Source organism: Pseudomonas sp. K8, assembly GCF_014889455.1.
GTDB lineage: Bacteria > Pseudomonadota > Gammaproteobacteria > Pseudomonadales > Pseudomonadaceae > Aquipseudomonas > Aquipseudomonas veronii.
Map to the genome: position 1 here is coordinate 1 of NZ_VJWO01000034.1, position 16,799 is coordinate 16,799.

Annotated in this window: 14 protein-coding genes and 1 pseudogene; 7 read left to right on the top strand and 8 right to left on the bottom strand. The window is 56.9% G+C overall.

The window, feature by feature from the left end; translation table 11 throughout:
- Positions 1-64 precede the first annotated feature (64 nt).
- The 4 genes from INT12_RS20915 to INT12_RS20930 form a co-directional block, all read right to left on the bottom strand.
- Positions 65-1,306: a DNA-binding protein gene (locus INT12_RS20915; protein WP_193040707.1), complete on the bottom strand. Its 1,242-nt coding sequence runs from the start codon at positions 1,304-1,306 to the stop codon at positions 65-67.
- Between the two features lie 56 nt (positions 1,307-1,362).
- Positions 1,363-1,623, bottom strand: a complete 261-nt coding sequence (locus INT12_RS20920) for a hypothetical protein (RefSeq protein WP_193040708.1) — start codon at positions 1,621-1,623, stop codon at positions 1,363-1,365.
- On the bottom strand, positions 1,616-1,786 hold the full coding sequence (locus tag INT12_RS20925; protein ID WP_193040709.1) for a hypothetical protein: 171 nt from the start codon (positions 1,784-1,786) through the stop codon (positions 1,616-1,618). The genes INT12_RS20920 and INT12_RS20925 overlap by 8 nt, the downstream gene beginning before the upstream one ends.
- Positions 1,787-3,539: 1,753 nt before the next feature.
- Positions 3,540-4,202 carry a hypothetical protein gene (locus INT12_RS20930; RefSeq protein WP_126586341.1) on the bottom strand — a complete coding sequence of 221 codons (663 nt, stop codon included), beginning with the start codon at positions 4,200-4,202 and terminating at the stop codon, positions 3,540-3,542.
- A 457-nt stretch (positions 4,203-4,659) separates the two neighbouring features.
- Between INT12_RS20930 and INT12_RS20935 the strand changes: the two genes are divergently transcribed.
- Positions 4,660-6,243, top strand: a complete 1,584-nt coding sequence (locus tag INT12_RS20935) for an ABC-F family ATP-binding cassette domain-containing protein (protein WP_193040710.1) — start codon at positions 4,660-4,662, stop codon at positions 6,241-6,243.
- A 64-nt stretch (positions 6,244-6,307) separates the two neighbouring features.
- On the opposite strand, the pseudogene INT12_RS20940 reads toward INT12_RS20935, so the two are convergent.
- Positions 6,308-6,706, bottom strand: a pseudogene (locus INT12_RS20940) (transposase); the annotation flags it as partial.
- Positions 6,707-7,093: 387 nt separating this feature from the next.
- Here INT12_RS20940 and INT12_RS20945 point away from each other — a divergent pair.
- The 4 genes from INT12_RS20945 (at position 7,094) to INT12_RS20960 (ending at position 10,774) form a co-directional block, all read left to right on the top strand.
- Positions 7,094-8,326: an MFS transporter gene (locus tag INT12_RS20945; RefSeq protein WP_193040711.1), complete on the top strand. Its 1,233-nt coding sequence runs from the start codon at positions 7,094-7,096 to the stop codon at positions 8,324-8,326.
- A gap of 13 nt (positions 8,327-8,339) precedes the next feature.
- A complete protein-coding gene (locus INT12_RS20950) occupies positions 8,340-9,257 on the top strand; it encodes a LysR family transcriptional regulator (RefSeq protein ID WP_017847603.1) in 918 nt (305 codons plus the stop codon).
- A gap of 85 nt (positions 9,258-9,342) precedes the next feature.
- Entirely contained in the window at positions 9,343-9,987 is a 645-nt protein-coding gene (locus tag INT12_RS20955) for a DsbA family protein (RefSeq protein ID WP_104902782.1), read from the top strand.
- A 67-nt stretch (positions 9,988-10,054) separates the two neighbouring features.
- Positions 10,055-10,774, top strand: coding sequence for a TetR/AcrR family transcriptional regulator (locus INT12_RS20960; RefSeq protein ID WP_126586333.1), 720 nt, complete (start codon positions 10,055-10,057; stop codon positions 10,772-10,774).
- A gap of 126 nt (positions 10,775-10,900) precedes the next feature.
- Here the strand turns inward: INT12_RS20960 and INT12_RS20965 are convergent, their stop codons facing one another.
- Genes INT12_RS20965 through INT12_RS20975 form a run of 3 tightly spaced genes read right to left on the bottom strand, consistent with a single transcriptional unit; the run spans position 10,901 to position 14,888 of the window.
- Positions 10,901-13,156, bottom strand: coding sequence for a xanthine dehydrogenase family protein molybdopterin-binding subunit (locus INT12_RS20965; protein WP_193040712.1), 2,256 nt, complete (start codon positions 13,154-13,156; stop codon positions 10,901-10,903).
- A complete protein-coding gene (locus INT12_RS20970; RefSeq protein WP_017847599.1) occupies positions 13,153-13,617 on the bottom strand; it encodes a (2Fe-2S)-binding protein in 465 nt (154 codons plus the stop codon). Before INT12_RS20970 ends, INT12_RS20965 begins: the two co-directional genes overlap by 4 nt.
- Entirely contained in the window at positions 13,614-14,888 is a 1,275-nt protein-coding gene (locus tag INT12_RS20975) for a c-type cytochrome (RefSeq protein ID WP_193040713.1), read from the bottom strand. The genes INT12_RS20970 and INT12_RS20975 overlap by 4 nt, the downstream gene beginning before the upstream one ends.
- A 235-nt stretch (positions 14,889-15,123) precedes the next feature.
- Here INT12_RS20975 and INT12_RS20980 point away from each other — a divergent pair, with 235 nt between their 5' ends.
- On the top strand, positions 15,124-16,041 hold the full coding sequence (locus tag INT12_RS20980) for a LysR family transcriptional regulator (protein ID WP_193040714.1): 918 nt from the start codon (positions 15,124-15,126) through the stop codon (positions 16,039-16,041).
- A gap of 111 nt (positions 16,042-16,152) precedes the next feature.
- The gene (locus tag INT12_RS20985) at positions 16,153-16,797 is read left to right on the top strand and encodes a DsbA family oxidoreductase (RefSeq protein ID WP_057005726.1); all 645 of its coding nucleotides are present in this window, start codon (positions 16,153-16,155) and stop codon (positions 16,795-16,797) included.
- Positions 16,798-16,799: the final 2 nt, after the last annotated feature.

Genomic DNA, 16,799 nt, shown 5'->3' on the forward strand with positions numbered 1-16,799 from the left:
GAATTAATCCTGCGTTGCTGCCTGCCTTGTGGGTGGCCGGATGGCCGTGGAACGGGTGGCCGGATCATCGTGGAATCAGTGGCCGGATGTTCATGGAATGGGTGGCCGGATGCCCGTGGAATCCGCACACCTTTGTCCCAGCGTGTTTGTCCATGTCGGCGCCGATGTAGCTAGGTAGTTTCTTGGCAGCGTTGACCCATATGCTTTGGTGAGAACGTTCGATCAGGCCTCGCGCCTGGCTGTTGTATGGCAAGGCATGGGTCATGGTGCCTCCGAGGCGATCGACTACTTCGCGCACAGTATCGTTGGCAAAGCCTGAACCGTTGTCGACATAGAAGAATGCGAACATGCCGTGCTTCATCGCATCGCGCAAAGCGTCCATGACACCGATGGTGGACTCGGCTTCACCGACGGAAATACCGATGGCTTTGCGGGTGGCGACATCGAGGACAGTGGTTGCTTCCGGGCGGTATGGCTTTCCGGTGCGCGGGTTCAAAACCTCTGCATCGAACTTATGGCCGTCGGCGGTAAACACGTCGCATGGGAGCAGGTTTTTAGTGGTCCGGCGCTTGAAGGGTTGCAGGGCCTTGAGCTCCTGCGGGGAGCGACGGCCGCGCTCACGGGCCTCGGCGCTCAACTTATTAAGAAAGCGGCGGACGACATGAATACTCGGGCGGTCGGCTGGATGCTTGAGGGCGAACTCGGCATAAGCCGCTTCGACGCTGGGCTTGGTTGGCCGTTGATAGCAGCGCAGAAAGTCCGCTGCCCACTCCGGTACGTTCACGTCAGCCTTGCGGCGGGCCGGCGCCAAGCCAGCCTCGCCGTGCTGCTTGTAGTCGGCAAACCATCGTTTTAGTGTTCGCTCGGATAGATTGCGGTCGCTGGTTTTGCGGTCATTGGCACGCTTCAGGCGTTCAGCTAAGTAAGGGGAAAGCTCACCGGTCTTCGCCTGGGTAAGTAGCAGCGTGATGGCCTGGCGCTGCGAAGTAACTTTGCTCAGGTGCTCGATCTCTCGGATAAAAGCCAGGCGTGCGGCCATGACTGAGCGTTGCTTATCGTTCAAGCGTGACGACGAATGCGCGTCACGCTCTGCAATTTCTGACGTTTGGGAAGTGCCTATGGCTTTGGTTAGCAAAGCCTGCTTGGTCTCGGCTGGAAGGGAGGCGAAGGAGTATTCGCTGGCCTTGCTACCAATCCTACGCTGGTTGCTCCAGTCAGCACGCTGGGCGAAGCTGCGGATTGCACGGGGCGTGGTGGGCAGTCCTGGCAGGCCAGCTAGTTCCTGGGCGGTGTACCAAATATTCATAGGCACCTCTATCTGTGCCTGCCGGCCCAACCAGTTGGCAGGGCCGGCATGGGCAATCAGGCTGCTTGGTGGGCGGCTTGGAACAACGCTTCGGCGTCATCAACCAGCAGGAGAAGCGCACGGGATACCTGGGCAACATCGCGGCGCCCGCCATCCTCGCTAGTGCAGGTGCTGAGAACGGTCAACAGCTCCTGAACCGCGCCAAGTCGCCATTCGGCGGCGTCCATCAGCTCACGCTGCGGGGCGCTATCGTCCACATACAGCACAGGTTTGCCGCAGCCTTGAGAGCCGGACTCCAGAGGTTTGAAATTAGCCATGGGCCACCTCCTGAACATCCAGGGCGCGGGCCTTGTCCATCGCGGCGTTGTAGCGCTTCAGGCGAACGGAAAGGGACGAGTCTGCGCACAGAGCTGCAAGAGCAATGGCGCGGAATGCAGCGGCGTGGGTGGCGCTGGTGGACGGATTGCGGACATGTTTCATGGGTACGGCTCCTAACGTTGAGGAACCGCCACGTTCGTGACCAAACGAATAGGTGGCGGCTGTACGCGGGTTGGTCAACCGGGACGTTAGGCACCCGGCGCGCTCGAAAGCGCCCCACGCACAGCCACCATAAAACGAAGTTGCAGGCATGAAAAAAGCGCCAGCTTTCGGGACGGTGGCGCTCATGCGCCTAACGATGTTCGGGTGACCAAACCCGGCCGCTGAATTTGCAGCGACGCCTAAACTCTAGCGGGTTGTTTGGCACAGAGCAAGAGCTAACGTGACCAAGAGCACAGTAGAAGATGGATAGAAAAGAACGTTAAGGCGTTTCGTTTTGTTCTATCGGGCGGTTGTTTGGGGCTATTCGTATCTATCTGATTTTGCTTGATAGTTTAGAAACCGAAATTTCGCATTTCTAAATGCATGGAATTTCGTTTGGTAGGAGGAAGAAAACGAAATTGTCGGTAGCTCCGCTGGCGCTGGGAGGTGCTTTTTTACCGCGCTGTTGCAGCTCCCAAACAGGTGCACAAAAGGAAGTACGGACGCTCCACTGTCGAAGTAAAATCCATTTTAATACATTGGTTTACGGGCAATCGGAACTAGCGAAACGGAAGCACAAGGCAGTGCCGTTTGTATTCGAGTGAAGCGGAACTGAGTTAGGAGGTCTGAGTTTCTTTTAGGTAAGCTCGATTGATGGCCTTTAGCTGACAATTAATTTTTTAAAAACAATAAGTTATAGGTGGTAGAAAGAAAGGAAACTGGGCTCTGGAGCAGTTTCCTTTCCGGTTGGCAGAAAAGAACGTGTTTAGCACACATGGCGGTATGAATCGGATGCTTTGAAGAATCTGCTCACATCCGATTCCCACAAGACCTCTAGCTTGCAGTTTTCTGGGTAAACTCTATTAAAATCAGTTGGGTAGCTGGATTCGGATGAATCGGATGCGAACGCACGTAAACATCCGATTCATAGGCATCGAATCGGATGCCTCCAGGTTGTGGAGTCAGGCAGGATTGATGGCACAAAGGGAAAGAACTTGAACGGTTGGCAGGTTTCAAGTTTGATCAAGGTGGGCGTTCAATCTTCTCAAGGCATATCGACGGATAAGCCTTTAAATACAGTAGGATGAACGATCTTTGACGGCTCTTGAAAAACTTGAAAGCTCGGTCAATCTTCCTTTCAAGTTATGTGACTGTCCTTGAAAGGAGCTGGACGCAGGCAGGGCGATCCGTATGGTGCTTTCAGGCCTTTTAGTAGGTCAGGACGCAGTGCCAAAGAGCCTGCAAAACCCATGTTTTTAGACCGGTTTTTGCTATTTATTGATTTGCGGTTCTTTGGCATCAGTTTTGCCCACGATCAGGATGGGGGCTGCGCGCAAAGCCACGGTTTGCCTGGCTTGTCACGTATTGCCCTGCATAGTCCCACTTCTTCCCATCGACTCCTGTCCCGGTGCCAAAGCTGGCACTAACTCACAATTGTTTGGGTCTCGGTAAATATGCCGCTTGAGCGGCGTTCGACTCTCGTGCCCTTGGGCAGTGGTATTAGTGCAAGAGTTTGAAGGTGCGAAGTCGCTTGTTAAAGTGAAGCGAGCTACTAGCGATGGCTATAGGCAGTGCGGAGCTCACTGTTGCTAGTGAAATGGTCCGGGAATCGCTCAGGCTCCGGTACAGTCGTCGGATATACATGGTGTCATCGGGAGAGGTGCGTGTTGATGGGGGTTATGAAGTTCCTGATGATGAAAGCACCAATTATGCCCTATGCCCTCCCATCGGGCCGGTGCGCGATTTCGGCGGTTTGGTCATAGGTGGGGTCGTCAGCCTGCTGGGGAGGCAGCGTGATGGACTGAATGAAGAGTTCGGAAAGATAGCCGATGGTCTGTCTTATTTCTGAAAGCGGTAGAGGTTTGCTCACCGGATCCGCATTGAGGTCTGCATGTCTGGCTGTAGGGCCTGAGGAAATGTTGTTGCAGGTTTGTTTTAGACGAGAAAGTTTGTTGTTGGATATGGCCCGGGGCAACTCTGGGGCGACTGACTGAATGAGTTCGTAAATTTTATACAACCCTTCGTAGGACTCTGCATTTGGTTGTCCCCAGTAATCCAGCAAGGTGGCCAATATCGAGAGCTTGACCGCACTGATCCTGGAGAAATCAATCGATGCGGGCTCCGTCGGACCAAATCCGCTGAGCTTGGTGACTTTAAGGGCCACTCGCAGTGGAATGGCCAGAGACCTGTTGTTTTGCGCGTCGTATTCGACGTGGTGAGTCATTTCGATCAGGCCGGGATGTCCGGCGCTGACAGCAATACCGTTCATTCTGACAATTGCCTGAATGGCCATATCGAGTTGCTTTTCGAAATCCTCTTCGTGTTGTTCGTCGGGTAAGAATACCTCCCACTCGAGGTGCTCAGTCGACAGGCTCAATGACCACCAAGGCGTGATCTGAGGCAGGCACTCTAAGGAGGAGCGTGGCCCTTTGACGAGAAACGCCCAATTGCATATCTTCATGCGACACATACCTACTTGAGCTTAAGAGCTCACATGAAAAGGTTAAGAGTTTTTGACGTTGGGCTAATTTACCAGCGAATACCCGTATCGGGGCATAGGCTGGAGATGTCTACGATGCTGGGGGCAGTCCATTGAGCTCGCAAGGTGTCTAGAGAGTCCGAGGCGATTCAGTCCAGTTGTCGTATCTGGGGCGGGCCGACAGTCAGCTCACACTCAATGGTCATCGGATCGAGTTTGACGAAATCAACCTGCGTCTCGCGGCTTTGCTGGGGCCGGTGGAGGTGTTCACGGTCATGGCCCATCCGCCGGGTGCTGTTGCGCACCATCAGGGAGTGATTCAGTGCCTATCGGGCCGGTTGTTTAAGGACGGGTCATGACTCAACGGTTACTTCAACTTGATCAAGTGTCGTACAACCTGCCCGACGGGCGCGTTCTGTTCGATCAATTGACCCACACCTTCAGTACCAGGGCCACGGGCATCGTGGGCGCCAATGGCTGTGGCAAGTCGTTGCTTGGCCGACTCCTGACCGGGGAGCAACTGCCCACCAGCGGCATCGTTCGTCGCGAAGGGCAGGTTTACGCCGTGGCGCAGTTACTGGAGCCCGAGCGTTATCCTAGCGTTGCTGCACTGGCCGGTGTTGACCATATTCTGGCAACGCTGGATCGCATTGCCTTGGGCAGCGTTGACGATGACGACCATTCGCTAGCGGTTGACCAATGGGATTGCGCCACACGCCTTCAGGCGGAGCTGGAGAAGATCGGTCTGGGCCGTTTGAATGCAGACTCCCGTACCGACGCCCTCAGTGGAGGCGAGCGGCAGCGTGTGGCTCTGCTTGGGGCGTGGTTGTCTCGGGCCGACTGGCTCATTCTGGATGAACCCAGCAACCACCTAGATATCGATCAGCAACACAAGCTTGCGCAGCAGATTGATCGCTGGCCCAACGGCTTGGTGTTGATCAGCCACGACCGCGGACTTCTGGAGCACGTGAACGAAATTGTCGAGCTTTCGCCCATGGGGCTGTCGGTTTATGGCGGTAACTACAGTCAGTATGCTGCGGCACGCGAGCAGGAGCAGCAGTCGTTCCAGTCGGCATTGCAGGGGGAGCGGGCGCAGGCCAAGCGTGAGCAACGTGAGATGGTTGTGCAGATGGAGCGTCAGCAACGGCGCAATGCCCGCGGCGACCGCCAGGCCCGTGACGGCAATCAGACCAAGCTGCTCACCAACGCCCAGAAAGAGCGAAGTGAAAACAGTCAGGGAAAATTGCGCCTCAATCAACTGGTAGCCCGGGAACAGCAGCAACAACGGATTGCTGAGGCCCGTGCGCGGTGCGCGCCGGACGTTCAACGAATGATGTTGTCCCCGGAAAGCGTAGTGCCCAATGGCAAGTTGATTGTGCAACTCAACGACGTGATTCTCCCGTTCGGTTACGCGGCACCGATCAATCTGACGCTGACCGGGCCTATGCGCATGGCGATCTTGGGCGCCAACGGCAGCGGCAAATCGACCTTGTTGCGAGTGATCGCCGGCCAACTGCCGGTACACGAAGGCGAAGTCATCCGCAGTTGCCATGTTGGCTGGCTGGATCAACACGCCGGATTGCAGTACCCCGAACGCACGGCAGTGCAATGGCTCTACGGGAGTAATCCGGAGTTGCCCGAGGCCGAGGCGCGGACCCGCCTGGCTCAAATGGGAATTGATGCGAATCGTGCGATGCTCAAGACCTGCCAGCTAAGCGGTGGCGAACGGCTGAAAATAGCCTTGGCTACGCAGCTGTATGCACAACGCCCTCCGCAATTGCTGTTGCTGGACGAGCCGGATAACCATCTGGATCTGCCCAGCAGAATCGCGCTGGAGCAGATGCTGATTCAGTACCAAGGGGCATTGATCGTGGTGTCCCACGACGAAGTTTTCTTACAGGGTATTCGTCTGGACAGCGAATTTCATCTCAAAAGCTAGGGATGCTCCGATCAACTTGCCGCGTTGCGGCGGCAAGTCGAAACTTTCCCGACACTCATCGCTATCAGCCGAAACGGCCCGATATATATCGTGTTTTGCGGGCGCTTTCGCCCATACCCATCAGCCTTTTTCGAGCCATCCACAGGTTTGACAGAGCGAACAGCGTAGTCAACTGAGCTGTGTTTCTCACCAGACCGCGAAAGCGCACTTTCACGTCACCAAATTGCCGCTTTATCACCCGAAATGGATGCTCAAGCTTGGCTCGTGTCTGAGCTTTGCAGTACTCAATCTTGCGCTTGGCTTTGTAAAGCACACTGCGTTTATTCAACTTGGAATAGGTGCTGCGGCGCGCCGCGATTTGCCAGATCACCTCACGACTTTCATGTTCTTCACGCTTCTCGATACCGGTGTATCCAGCGTCCGCGTACACCGCATTTTCTTCGCCATGCAACAGCTCGGCCACCGTGTAAGCAGCCAGATCCCATCGGAAGTTGTATTTGGCCTTTGGATCATCGGCGAGTCAGTTTACTGGGCGCATGGCGATTCCTCGCCCGTCGTTCACCAGTCGGCTGATAGGTGAGTTGTGGTCATCAAATGAGCGGGGCCAGGCAAGTCAAAAGTTATGAGGAGGAGGGGCGGACAATGAGGCGTCTCGATCAATTCCTCGTCCTCGAATCAAGCGGGAGCGCGCACCGCGCCTGGGTACCTCTTGCGCAAGACGCAACGCGACGTTGCGTCCTGACCATATTCTCTCAAGATGCAGTGCCGCCTATGTTGTTGACCTGGAAAACATCAATGCGCGTGACCTTTTCTGAAGAGTCACCGCTGTCGAACCTCAGGAGTCTATGGCATGGGCGTTTCTACAAGAGATACAGCAGCGACGATACAAAAAGCGTCGATGACAAAGGGTCTCGTGCTTCTGTTTGCTTTTTGTTGCGGTGCCATCGTGGCCAACATCTATTACGCTCAACCGATTATCAGCTTGATCGCCCCGGATATCGGCATGTCGAGTGGAAGCGCGAGTTTCATCGTTTCGCTGACTCAGATTGGTTATGCGCTCGGATTGTTTTTCCTGGTGCCCTTGGCGGATCTGGTAGAAAACCGTCGGCTGATGATCGCGACAATTGTGATTACGATCTTCAGCCTGGTAGCCGCCGGTTTGTCCAAGCAGCCAAGTGTATTTCTAGCGGTGTCGGCACTCATCGGTTTCAGCTCAGTCTCCGTGCAGATGCTTATCCCGTTGGCGGCACATCTGACACCGGAAGAATCTCGCGGTCGGGTAGTTGGCGGGATTATGGGTGGCTTGCTGCTAGGGATTCTGCTTGCGCGGCCGCTGTCGAGTCTGGTTGCCGATCATTTGGGCTGGCGGGCGGTGTTTATCGGGGCCGCCGCCTTGATGCTCGTTATCTCCATCGTGATTGGCATGACCATGCCTAAATGGCAACCGACCCATCGCGCGTCGTATGGTCAATTGCTGATGTCCCTGGGACAACTGTTTTGTCGCGAGCCCGTGCTGCGTCAGCGCGCGCTTTATCAAGGGCTGATGTTTGCGGCGTTCAGTTTGTTCTGGACCGCTGTGCCGTTGATATTGAGTCGTGAGTTCGGCCTCACGCAAAGTCAGATTGCGATTTTCTCTCTGGTCGGCGCCATCGGTGCAATTGCCGCACCTATCAGTGGTCGACTCGCTGATGCAGGACATACTCGACGAGCGTCGCAGTTGGCCATGGTGCTGGGGGTATTGAGTTTCCTACCGGCCTTCATCAATCCCTTTTACGGTGTGATTGGATTAGCGGTCACCGGTATAGCGCTGGATTTTGCAGTGCAAATGAACATGGTGTTGGGTCAGCGAGCCGTCTACGCCTTGGGCATTGCTAACAGAGGCCGTCTGAATGCGTTGTACATGATCAGTATCTTTATCGGTGGTGCAATCGGTTCTTCGGTGGCCAGTTCGCTTTATGAACATGCCGGCTGGCTGGCGATTGCTGCGGTGGGAAGCGGATTGTCACTGGTCGCTTTGGTCGTCTTCTCGGTGGTTTCTCGTCGGACCCGAACTGGCGCAATGCTCAAGATGAACAACGGGTGAGTCAAGGAGTGTCATGGACAAGCTGCTCGCATTGAAGATGTTCGTCCAGGCTGTGGATTCGAAGGGCTTTTCTTCTGCCGCTCGACAGTTAGGCCTGGCGACGTCTTCTGTGACTCGGATGATCGATGGGCTTGAGGCGGAACTAGGCGCTGTCTTGCTTAATCGATCCACGCGTCAAATCTCATTATCAGATGCCGGGGCCGCCTACTACTTGAAGGCGCGGGAGGTGCTGAATGCTGTCGCCGAGGCGGATGCCTCGGTCACTGACCGCGGAGAACTCCCTGCGGGTCATCTTCGTATTTCCGTGCCTGTAGCGCTGGGGCGCCGTCTGATTGCGCCGCATATTGCCTCGCTGTTGAAGCGATACCCTCAACTTGTGTTGGACATGACGCTCTCCGATGACATCGTCGAATTACTGGGGGAACGCGTCGATCTGGCGATCCGATTGGGATCGGCAGCAGCCATGGATGGTGTCGTCAGTCGTCCCGTCGGTCATTTCAGACGCCGGGTTGTGGCCAGTGCCGAGTACCTGAATGCACATGGTTTTCCTGAACATCCCATGGACCTCATGCAACACGAGTGTCTGCGTTTTAGTTACGGCCCAAAGCAGCAGGTGTGGACTTTCTTAAAGGAAGGTGAGGAGACTCGAGTACCGATTGAGGGGCGCTTCAAAAGCAACAATGCGGAAGTTTTACGTGAGGTTGCGCTGGCGGGTGGCGGGGTGGCTCTGTTACCTGACTGGCTCGTCAACGACGATATTGGTAGCGGTGATTTGACGTCATTGTTCGAGTCCTTTGTTATCAATCCGAACGATGCCAGTTCGGCCATTTCTGCGTTGTATCTTCCCAATCATCGTGGCTCCAAACGCGTCAATGCGTTTATCGATTTCATCAGCGAATTGCTCGGGCCTGAAGGCTTGGCCGAGCGCTGATCGCCTCATTGCTGTTTTCGCATGTTTGATCCACGACGTAACGAACCTCTTTCGCCGTGTGGCACGGCAGATCCCGGAGATTTGAATGAGCACTGCGACATTGCATTACGTCTACGACCCGTTCTGTGGCTGGTGCTATGGGGCGGCGCCGATGATCACGGCGGCCACCGCTATTCCTGGCCTGGAAATTCAGGCCCATGGCGTGGGCATGCTCTCGGGGGACAAAAGCAAGTTGATGTCGGGTGAGTGGCGCGATTTTGTTCGTCCTCACGAAGCCCGGATTACGGCATTCAGCAAACAAACCTTCGCGGACGCCTATGTTCAAGGCGTACTGGAACATGAAAATGTCCAGTTGGACTCTTCACCACCGATTGCAGCGATGTTGACCGCTCAACAGCTGTCCGGACGTGGCATCGAAATGCTCAAACGCCTGCAAATTGCCTACTACCAAGAAGGTCAGGCCATTGCTGACCGAGGGGTAATCGCCGGCATTGCCAATGAGCTTGGGTTTGAACCCGAATCGTTTATGGCAACTTTTGATTTGATCACTGCAGACTCATTGCAAGACCACATCGAGCACAGCAACGAGATGCTTGAAGCTCTGAATGCGCGCGGCTTTCCGGCATTTGCGCTGGAGATCGACGGCCAAATGGAAGTGTTGGCCATGGGGCATTATTTAAGCCGACCTGCGTTGTTCAAGAAGGATATTGAAAGTCGTCTGGCCAAATAGGTGTGGTTCATAGCCAGTGCATTCTTTTGTTTTGTATGATGCCTTAATGAAGCTCCAGCGAGGCGTTATGCAAGACTCAAAAGATAGAGACGAGAACGAGTCGGGAAAATCAGCGAAATCAACAGACCCCGTCAAATCGACGACTCGACGCCTTTCGCCTGAGGTCAGGGAAAAGCAAATCGTGCAGAAAGCTATCGAGCATTTTGCGACGTGCGGATTCTCGGGCAGTACCCGTGAGCTGGCGCGACAACTGGATATTACCCAACCGTTACTCTATCGATATTTCCCCAGCAAAGAGGCACTGATAGACCGCGTGTACGACGAGGTATATCAGTGGGATTCCTCGTGGGAGGCGATGATCAAGGATCGCTCCGAACCCCTTCAGTCTCGCCTGGTTCATTTCTACACCTCATACGCTCGTGTGATTCTGCGGCGAGAGTGGATTCGTATCTTCGTATTCGCCGGGCTGACACGTGAAGGTATCAATGATCGGTATCTGGCTAAATTGCGTGAGCGGGTCTTCATCCCTGTCATTGCAGAAATCCGCCAGACTCATGGATTGGCGCCATCCTCAGGTGACACGATCAATGAAAAAGAGCTCGAGCTGATCTGGAGTCTGCATGCCAGTATTTTCTATATCGGTGTTCGCAAATGGATTTACGATCTTCCAGTGACTGAAGACATAGATGCGCTGATCGAGCAAATGGTCGATGCGTTCCTTAACGGCAGTCCCCACGTACTGCAGCAAGTCGATAACGATTTGGGTAAGAAGCCTCGCTTGAATTGATCGTTAGTTGCTGCATGAACTCCAGGCGCTCACGAGTGTGCGCCTGGCTACCGATTCAGACGTTTCGCCGGAGTCGGGTGGCTTACTTTTGGCGGAAGGGCATAACGTCGACACCGCCCGGATCGGTCATGACCCCAGCGCATCCTGCCAGCCACGTCGTGCCAGGGGCAGATCGAGCAAGCGCTTGCCGGTGGCATCGTTGATGGCATTGCCCAGTGCTGCGGCCATGGGGCCCTGGACGATTTCTGCGGCACCCAGAAATGGCTGATCCGGCTGATCAATCATATGGACCTCGACCTGTTGCGGTAAATCCGGAAAACGCATGATCGGATAGCCGCTCCAGTCGAAGCTGTGCATGCCGCTGGCGTCATAGAGGATTCGTTCATAGAGCGTCCAACTCGCGGACTGCACGATGCCCCCCTGGATCTGATTGAGCAGCCCGTCGGGGCTGACAATTTGCCCCACGTCGACGGCGGCGACTACGCGATCGATCATCACTTGCCCGGTCTGGCGCTGCACATGCAACTGCACGGCGATCGCGCAGTAACCCATGATGTTTTTGTAGCGGGCAAAGGCGAAGCCAATTCCGCTGCCGGGTCCCGTTGCTTTGTGCGGCCAGCGGAACTCAGCGGCCACGCGCTCCACCACCGCCCGTGCTCGCGGATCGCTCAAGTGATTCAGGCGAAATTGCACCGGGTCGATGGTGGCCCTAGCCGCCAGTTCATCGACGGTGCTCTCGATGGCGAACACGTTGATATGGGCACCGAGCGAACGCATGGCCGAGGTCCTGAATGGCATGGTCAGCACAAAGTTCATGTCGACCTTCAGGTTGGGTATCTCATACAACGGAACGGCATTACGGTCGCCGTCACCTTCGGGCTGAGCAATCGGGACTGAAGGGGCGGGGGTGAAGGGGTTGGCCAACAGCCACGCCGGCAACAGGCGCCCGGCATTGACGATACGTTCGTTGTGCGGGGTGCTCCAGAGTTCGTATTTCCAGTCACGAAGACGCCCACTGTCGTCCAGTCCCGCTTCCACCTCGGCAAGCATGGCCGAGCTGTACGGCTCCCAGAGGTTTTCCTGTTCGCGCATCCATTGCACCCGAATCGGCTTGCCGGGAATGGCCATGGCAATCAGCGCTGCATCGGCGGCGGCGTCATCGGCGCCATTGTGGCCATAGCAACCGGAACCTTCAGCGTGGATGCAACGCACCTGAGCCACTGGCAGGCCGACCATCTCGGCGATACCCGCGCGCAGAGGGTAGACACCTTGGGTATGGGTCCAGACGGTCAATGTTCCATCCTTGAACCAGGCCACTGCGCAGGAGGGCCCGATGGAGCCGTGCATCAGGTATTGCTTGGTCACCCGGGCCTTGTAAGCACGCGGCAGCGGTTGCGGGAGGTCACCCTTGGCGCTCACCGGATAGCGCCGCGCCGGTAATTCGGTGAGGAGTTGATGGATGTGTGTCGAGTCAGGCAGCGGGTTACCTTCTGTCCAGCGGGCCTTGGCGTAGCCTTCGCGCATCGCTTTGACCGCCAGCCATTCATCGGTGGCGACCACGGCGAGGTAGCTGCCATTGCGGACCAGTTTCACCTCGCCGGGAAGTTGCCTGAGGGCGGCCTCGTCGATCTCCAGAAGCTGACTGCCGCGCCGGGGCGGGCGTATCACCCGGGCGTGCAGCATATCGGGCAGCCGCATGTCCTGCACATAGGCCGCACCGCCGCTGACTTTGGCTGGGATGTCCAGCCGAGGCAACGATTTGCCGATCAGGGTGAAGCTGCCAGCTGGCTTGAAGGGCGAGTTGGCCGACGCAAAGCGATGCAGTTGAACCCCCACCACTGCCTGTGCGTAGGTCATGCTGCGGCCTTGTGTATCGTAGATCACCGCATCCCGCATGGTCAGGCTGTCGATGCTGCGCTGCCATTGCCGTGCTGCGGACTCGAGTAACAACTGCCGCACCTGGGCCGCGGCGTTGAACAGTGCAGTGCCGCTGTCGACGATCGTATGGCTGCCGGCGGTGTAACCTTCATTGGGTGTCAGTGCGGTGTCGGCAGTGAGAAAACGGATGAGCCCAGGTGACACTTCAAGGCGTTCGGCGGCGATCTGCAGGAGCGCAGTTTTAACACCCGTGCCCAGCTCCACTTTGCCGGTGTAGACGGTGATGCCATCTTTCGCATCGATGCGGATCCAGGCGTCCAGATAGGGCGTGGCCCGCAGGCTGCCGGGCAGATCAGGCGCCAGGATTGTCGTACCCAAGGTGTCCGCCTCGGTGTCAGCGAAGGCACGGGGAATACCTGGAAGCATCGCGAACCCCATCACCAAAGCCCCGTTTATCACGAAGGCGCGGCGGCTCAGATTGACGTTTTGCGTGGGGGTTTTCATACCTTGCCTCCCTGCGCGACAACCGACTTGATCGCGGCGAAGATCCGCACGTGGGTGCCGCAGCGGCATAAATTCGGTGCCATGTGGCGGCGGATCGTTTCATCGTCCGGATGAGGGTTGGCCTCCAGCAGCGCCTGCGCCCTCACGATCATTCCCGCGATGCAATAACCACACTGGGCGGCCTGTTCATCGATAAAGGCTTTCTGCAACGGCCCCGGTTGGTCGACGCTGCCCAGGCTCTCGACGGTGCGTACCGATTTGCCTGCCAACGCGCCGCACGGCGTCAGGCAGGAAAACACCGGCTTGTCGTTCACTAACACGGTGCACGCGCCGCACTGACCCAGGCCGCAGCCGTATTTGGCGCCATTGAGCCCCACCTGGTTGCGCAAGGCATATAGCAGGGGCATGTCGTCCGCGATGTCCAGTTCGTGAGTCTTGCCGTTGATGTCAAGTGTGATCACGGTTGCTGCTCCTGAGCCCGAATACTTTTGATTGTCTTGTCGAGATCCGTCCAGGATCGGTTTGCACAGCTTTCATTGCGCAAGTACTCGGCAAGTGCGGCCACATGGGTGTCGTCCAGGTTGTGGGCGAATGCAGGCATGTAGTGGCTGGAAGCGGCGCTGGACATCGGGATGCCCTGCAGGATGGTCTGGATCAAATTGCGTGGCGAGTCCGCCCTCACCGCCGAGGTGTTCGCCAGTGCCGGCCGCGATTCAATGACGCGCATCGGCGCCGCGCGGCCATGGCAACTCGCGCAGGCCCCCTCGAACAACGCGGCGCCCCGCAGCGCCGTGGCGCTGGGCTTGACCCCAGAGGTGCAGGGCGGCGATGGGGCATCCGATGAAGTTTTCTTGAGGTCAAGAATGTACTGCGCGATGGCATGCGCGTCTTCCGCCGGCAATTGCGCGATGCTCAGGCTGACCGGCAACATCGGGCCCGCCGCTGCGCCATGTCCTTCGGCGACCTCGCCCGTCAGATAGGCGACCAACTGGGTTTCATTCCAGGGGTGTTGTGCCTCGGTCATTCCGCGCAGGGCAGGAGCTGTCCAGCCGTCGACGACGCCACCGTTGAACAGTTCGCTGCCTTTCTCCCCACCAATCAGATTCAGGGGCGAATGGCACGACGAACAGTGCCCCGCGCCCTCGACCAGATAACGTCCGCGGTTCCATTGTGCTGATCGGTTGGGAAGTGGTTCCAGCGGATCCCCATGCAGGAACAGTAAGTTCCAGAAAGATACCAGCGGACGGAAGTTCATGGGGAAGACCATATGATTTTCCGGTGCGGTGTATTTGATCGGGTCCACGCTCATCAGGAAAGCATAGGCGTCGGCAATATCGGCATCGCTCAGCTTCCGGTAATGCACGTAGGGGAAGGCCGGATAGAGAAAGTGGCCGTCACGCGCGATGCCTTCACGCATGGCCCGTTCAAAGGCGTCCAGCGACCACTGACCGATACCGGACTGCGGGTCCGGGGTGATGTTGGTGGTGAAGAGGGTTCCGAAGGGCGTTACCAGCGGCAAACCGCCGGCCATGTAGGCGCCCCCTGGCCGTGTGTGACAGACCGCACAGTCGCCCGCTTCGACCACGCGGCGGCCTCTGTCCAGCGTCTCGCGATCAGCATTCAGGTGTTGGCTGGCAGTGGCAATTTCCGGCCTCCACATCATCCAGAACGCAAAGCCTAACCCCGCGACGCCGATTGCCAGAACGGCACCGATGATCGTCTTGCGCTTCATCGCCTTACCTCTCGAGCTGAATTAACGACAGATTTTTCAATCCGCCGCGTGCGATGGGCGGCGATTTTCCATGTCGTGAGCTTAGAGAGGGCGCTTGTGATGGAGTACCCCATCAAGGCGCAACGCTACATTGCGCCAGGCGCAACGGCGGCAGAATTAACAACCGTTAACTCGCGCAGGGTGCGCCGATGTCCAAAGATAGGCGCTCAAGGAGCGTAATGACGGAAGGGGTTTCATGGACAAGCTGCTCGCACTGAAAATATTCATCCAGTCAGTAGATTCCAAGGGCTTTTCGTCTGCCGCCAGGCAACTCAATCTGGCGACCTCGTCAGTGACCAGAATGATCGACCGGCTTGAGGATGACCTGGGTGCCGTGCTGCTGAATCGCTCTACCCGGCAAGTCACGTTGACCGATGCCGGTAGTGTGTACTACCTGAAAAGCCGGGATATTCTGAGCGCCATGGCTGACGCCGACGAGTCAGTTTCGGACCGCGGTGAAGTGCCCGCGGGACAGTTGCGTATCTCCGTGCCCGTGGCGTTTGGACAGCGTCTTATTGCCCCTCATATCGGCGCGCTTTTAGCGCGCTATCCCCTGCTCGTACTGGATATGACGCTATCGGACGACATCGTCGATCTGCTCGGCGAACGCATCGATCTATCGATCCGGCTGGGGTCGCCAGCGGCGATGGAAACGGTGGTCAGCCGCTGCATCGGCAACTTTCGCCGCCGCGTAGTCGCCAGCGCCGAGTACCTGAACGCTCGAGGATTTCCCGACCGGCCCATGGACCTCATGCAACACGAGTGCATGTGCTTCAACTATGGCGCGCCACAGCAGTTCTGGACATTTACAGAGCAGGGCCAAGAGCTGCGCGTGCCCGTCGAAGGGCAATTCAAGAGCAACAATGCCGAGGTCCTGCGCGAAGTGGTGCTGGCCGGATGCGGGGTGGCGCTGTTACCCGATTGGTTGGTCAATGATGACGTCGACAGTGGTCGACTCACTTCCTTGTTTGACGCTTTTGTCGTCAATCCGAACAGCGTCAGTTCAGCGATCTCGGCCTTGTACCTGCCCAATCATCGCGGCTCGAAACGTATCAATGCGTTCATTGATTTCCTCACCGAATTGCTCAAGTCGCAAACACAGCCGACGACGTGATCGGTGCATCGTTGCGTTTTGCGAAAAGCAACGTTGTGCAGCAGGTGGATTCTCTGTCGGCGCTCCGGCACCTACCTTGGGGAGGTGAAACATTCAACCACGGAGACCGTCATGAGTTTGCATTCATCCAAAATTCAGGTGACTTACGACTTCATCTGCCCATGGTGCTGGATCGGTGAGGAAAATCTTGAACGCGCGCTGGCCGCTTCGGGTTTTTCAACGGACCGCCCAATCAGTTTCCTGCCTTATCAGTTGAACCCGGACATGCCGGTTCGAGGCATGGATCGCAAAGCCTATCGCTCTGGCAAGTTCGGCAGCTGGGCGCGTAGCCAGGCCATGGACGCACAGGTCACCCACGCCGGTAAGGCCGTCGGCCTTGAGTTCGATTATGAGCGAGTCGAAAAAACGCCCAACACCCTGGCCGCGCATCGGTTGGTATGGCGCGAGCAACAGGCGGGTCGAGACGCTTCCTTGCTGGTCAAGGCCATTTTCAAGGCGTACTTCAGCGAAGGGCGGGATATCGGCGACCTCACTGTGCTGGCCGACATCGCTGCCGAAACCGGGCTGGACCGAGAGGTCATTGTCGACTTTCTCAAGGCCGACGAAGGCACCGCTGAAGTCTTGAAGCTCGAAGCCCAAACCAAGGCGTCCGGTGTGCGCTCGGTGCCGAGTATCCAGATCGCAGATGACGTGATCAGTGGCGCGCAGCCCATCGAAATAATGATCCAGATACTGAAGCGAAGCCAAGCCGCCTGAGG

Bases quoted from the DNA above. Each gene is read 5' to 3' on its own strand.
- INT12_RS20915 (WP_193040707.1), bottom strand. From the start codon at position 1,306: ATGAATATTTGGTACACCGCCCAGGAACTAGCTGGCCTGCCAGGACTG.
- INT12_RS20920 (WP_193040708.1), bottom strand. From the start codon at position 1,623: ATGGCTAATTTCAAACCTCTGGAGTCCGGCTCTCAAGGCTGCGGCAAA.
- INT12_RS20925 (WP_193040709.1), bottom strand. From the start codon at position 1,786: ATGAAACATGTCCGCAATCCGTCCACCAGCGCCACCCACGCCGCTGCA.
- INT12_RS20935 (WP_193040710.1), top strand. From the start codon at position 4,660: ATGACTCAACGGTTACTTCAACTTGATCAAGTGTCGTACAACCTGCCC.
- INT12_RS20945 (WP_193040711.1), top strand. From the start codon at position 7,094: ATGGGCGTTTCTACAAGAGATACAGCAGCGACGATACAAAAAGCGTCG.
- INT12_RS20950 (WP_017847603.1), top strand. From the start codon at position 8,340: ATGGACAAGCTGCTCGCATTGAAGATGTTCGTCCAGGCTGTGGATTCG.
- INT12_RS20955 (WP_104902782.1), top strand. From the start codon at position 9,343: ATGAGCACTGCGACATTGCATTACGTCTACGACCCGTTCTGTGGCTGG.
- INT12_RS20960 (WP_126586333.1), top strand. From the start codon at position 10,055: ATGCAAGACTCAAAAGATAGAGACGAGAACGAGTCGGGAAAATCAGCG.
- INT12_RS20965 (WP_193040712.1), bottom strand. From the start codon at position 13,156: ATGAAAACCCCCACGCAAAACGTCAATCTGAGCCGCCGCGCCTTCGTG.
- INT12_RS20975 (WP_193040713.1), bottom strand. From the start codon at position 14,888: ATGAAGCGCAAGACGATCATCGGTGCCGTTCTGGCAATCGGCGTCGCG.
- INT12_RS20980 (WP_193040714.1), top strand. From the start codon at position 15,124: ATGGACAAGCTGCTCGCACTGAAAATATTCATCCAGTCAGTAGATTCC.
- INT12_RS20985 (WP_057005726.1), top strand. From the start codon at position 16,153: ATGAGTTTGCATTCATCCAAAATTCAGGTGACTTACGACTTCATCTGC.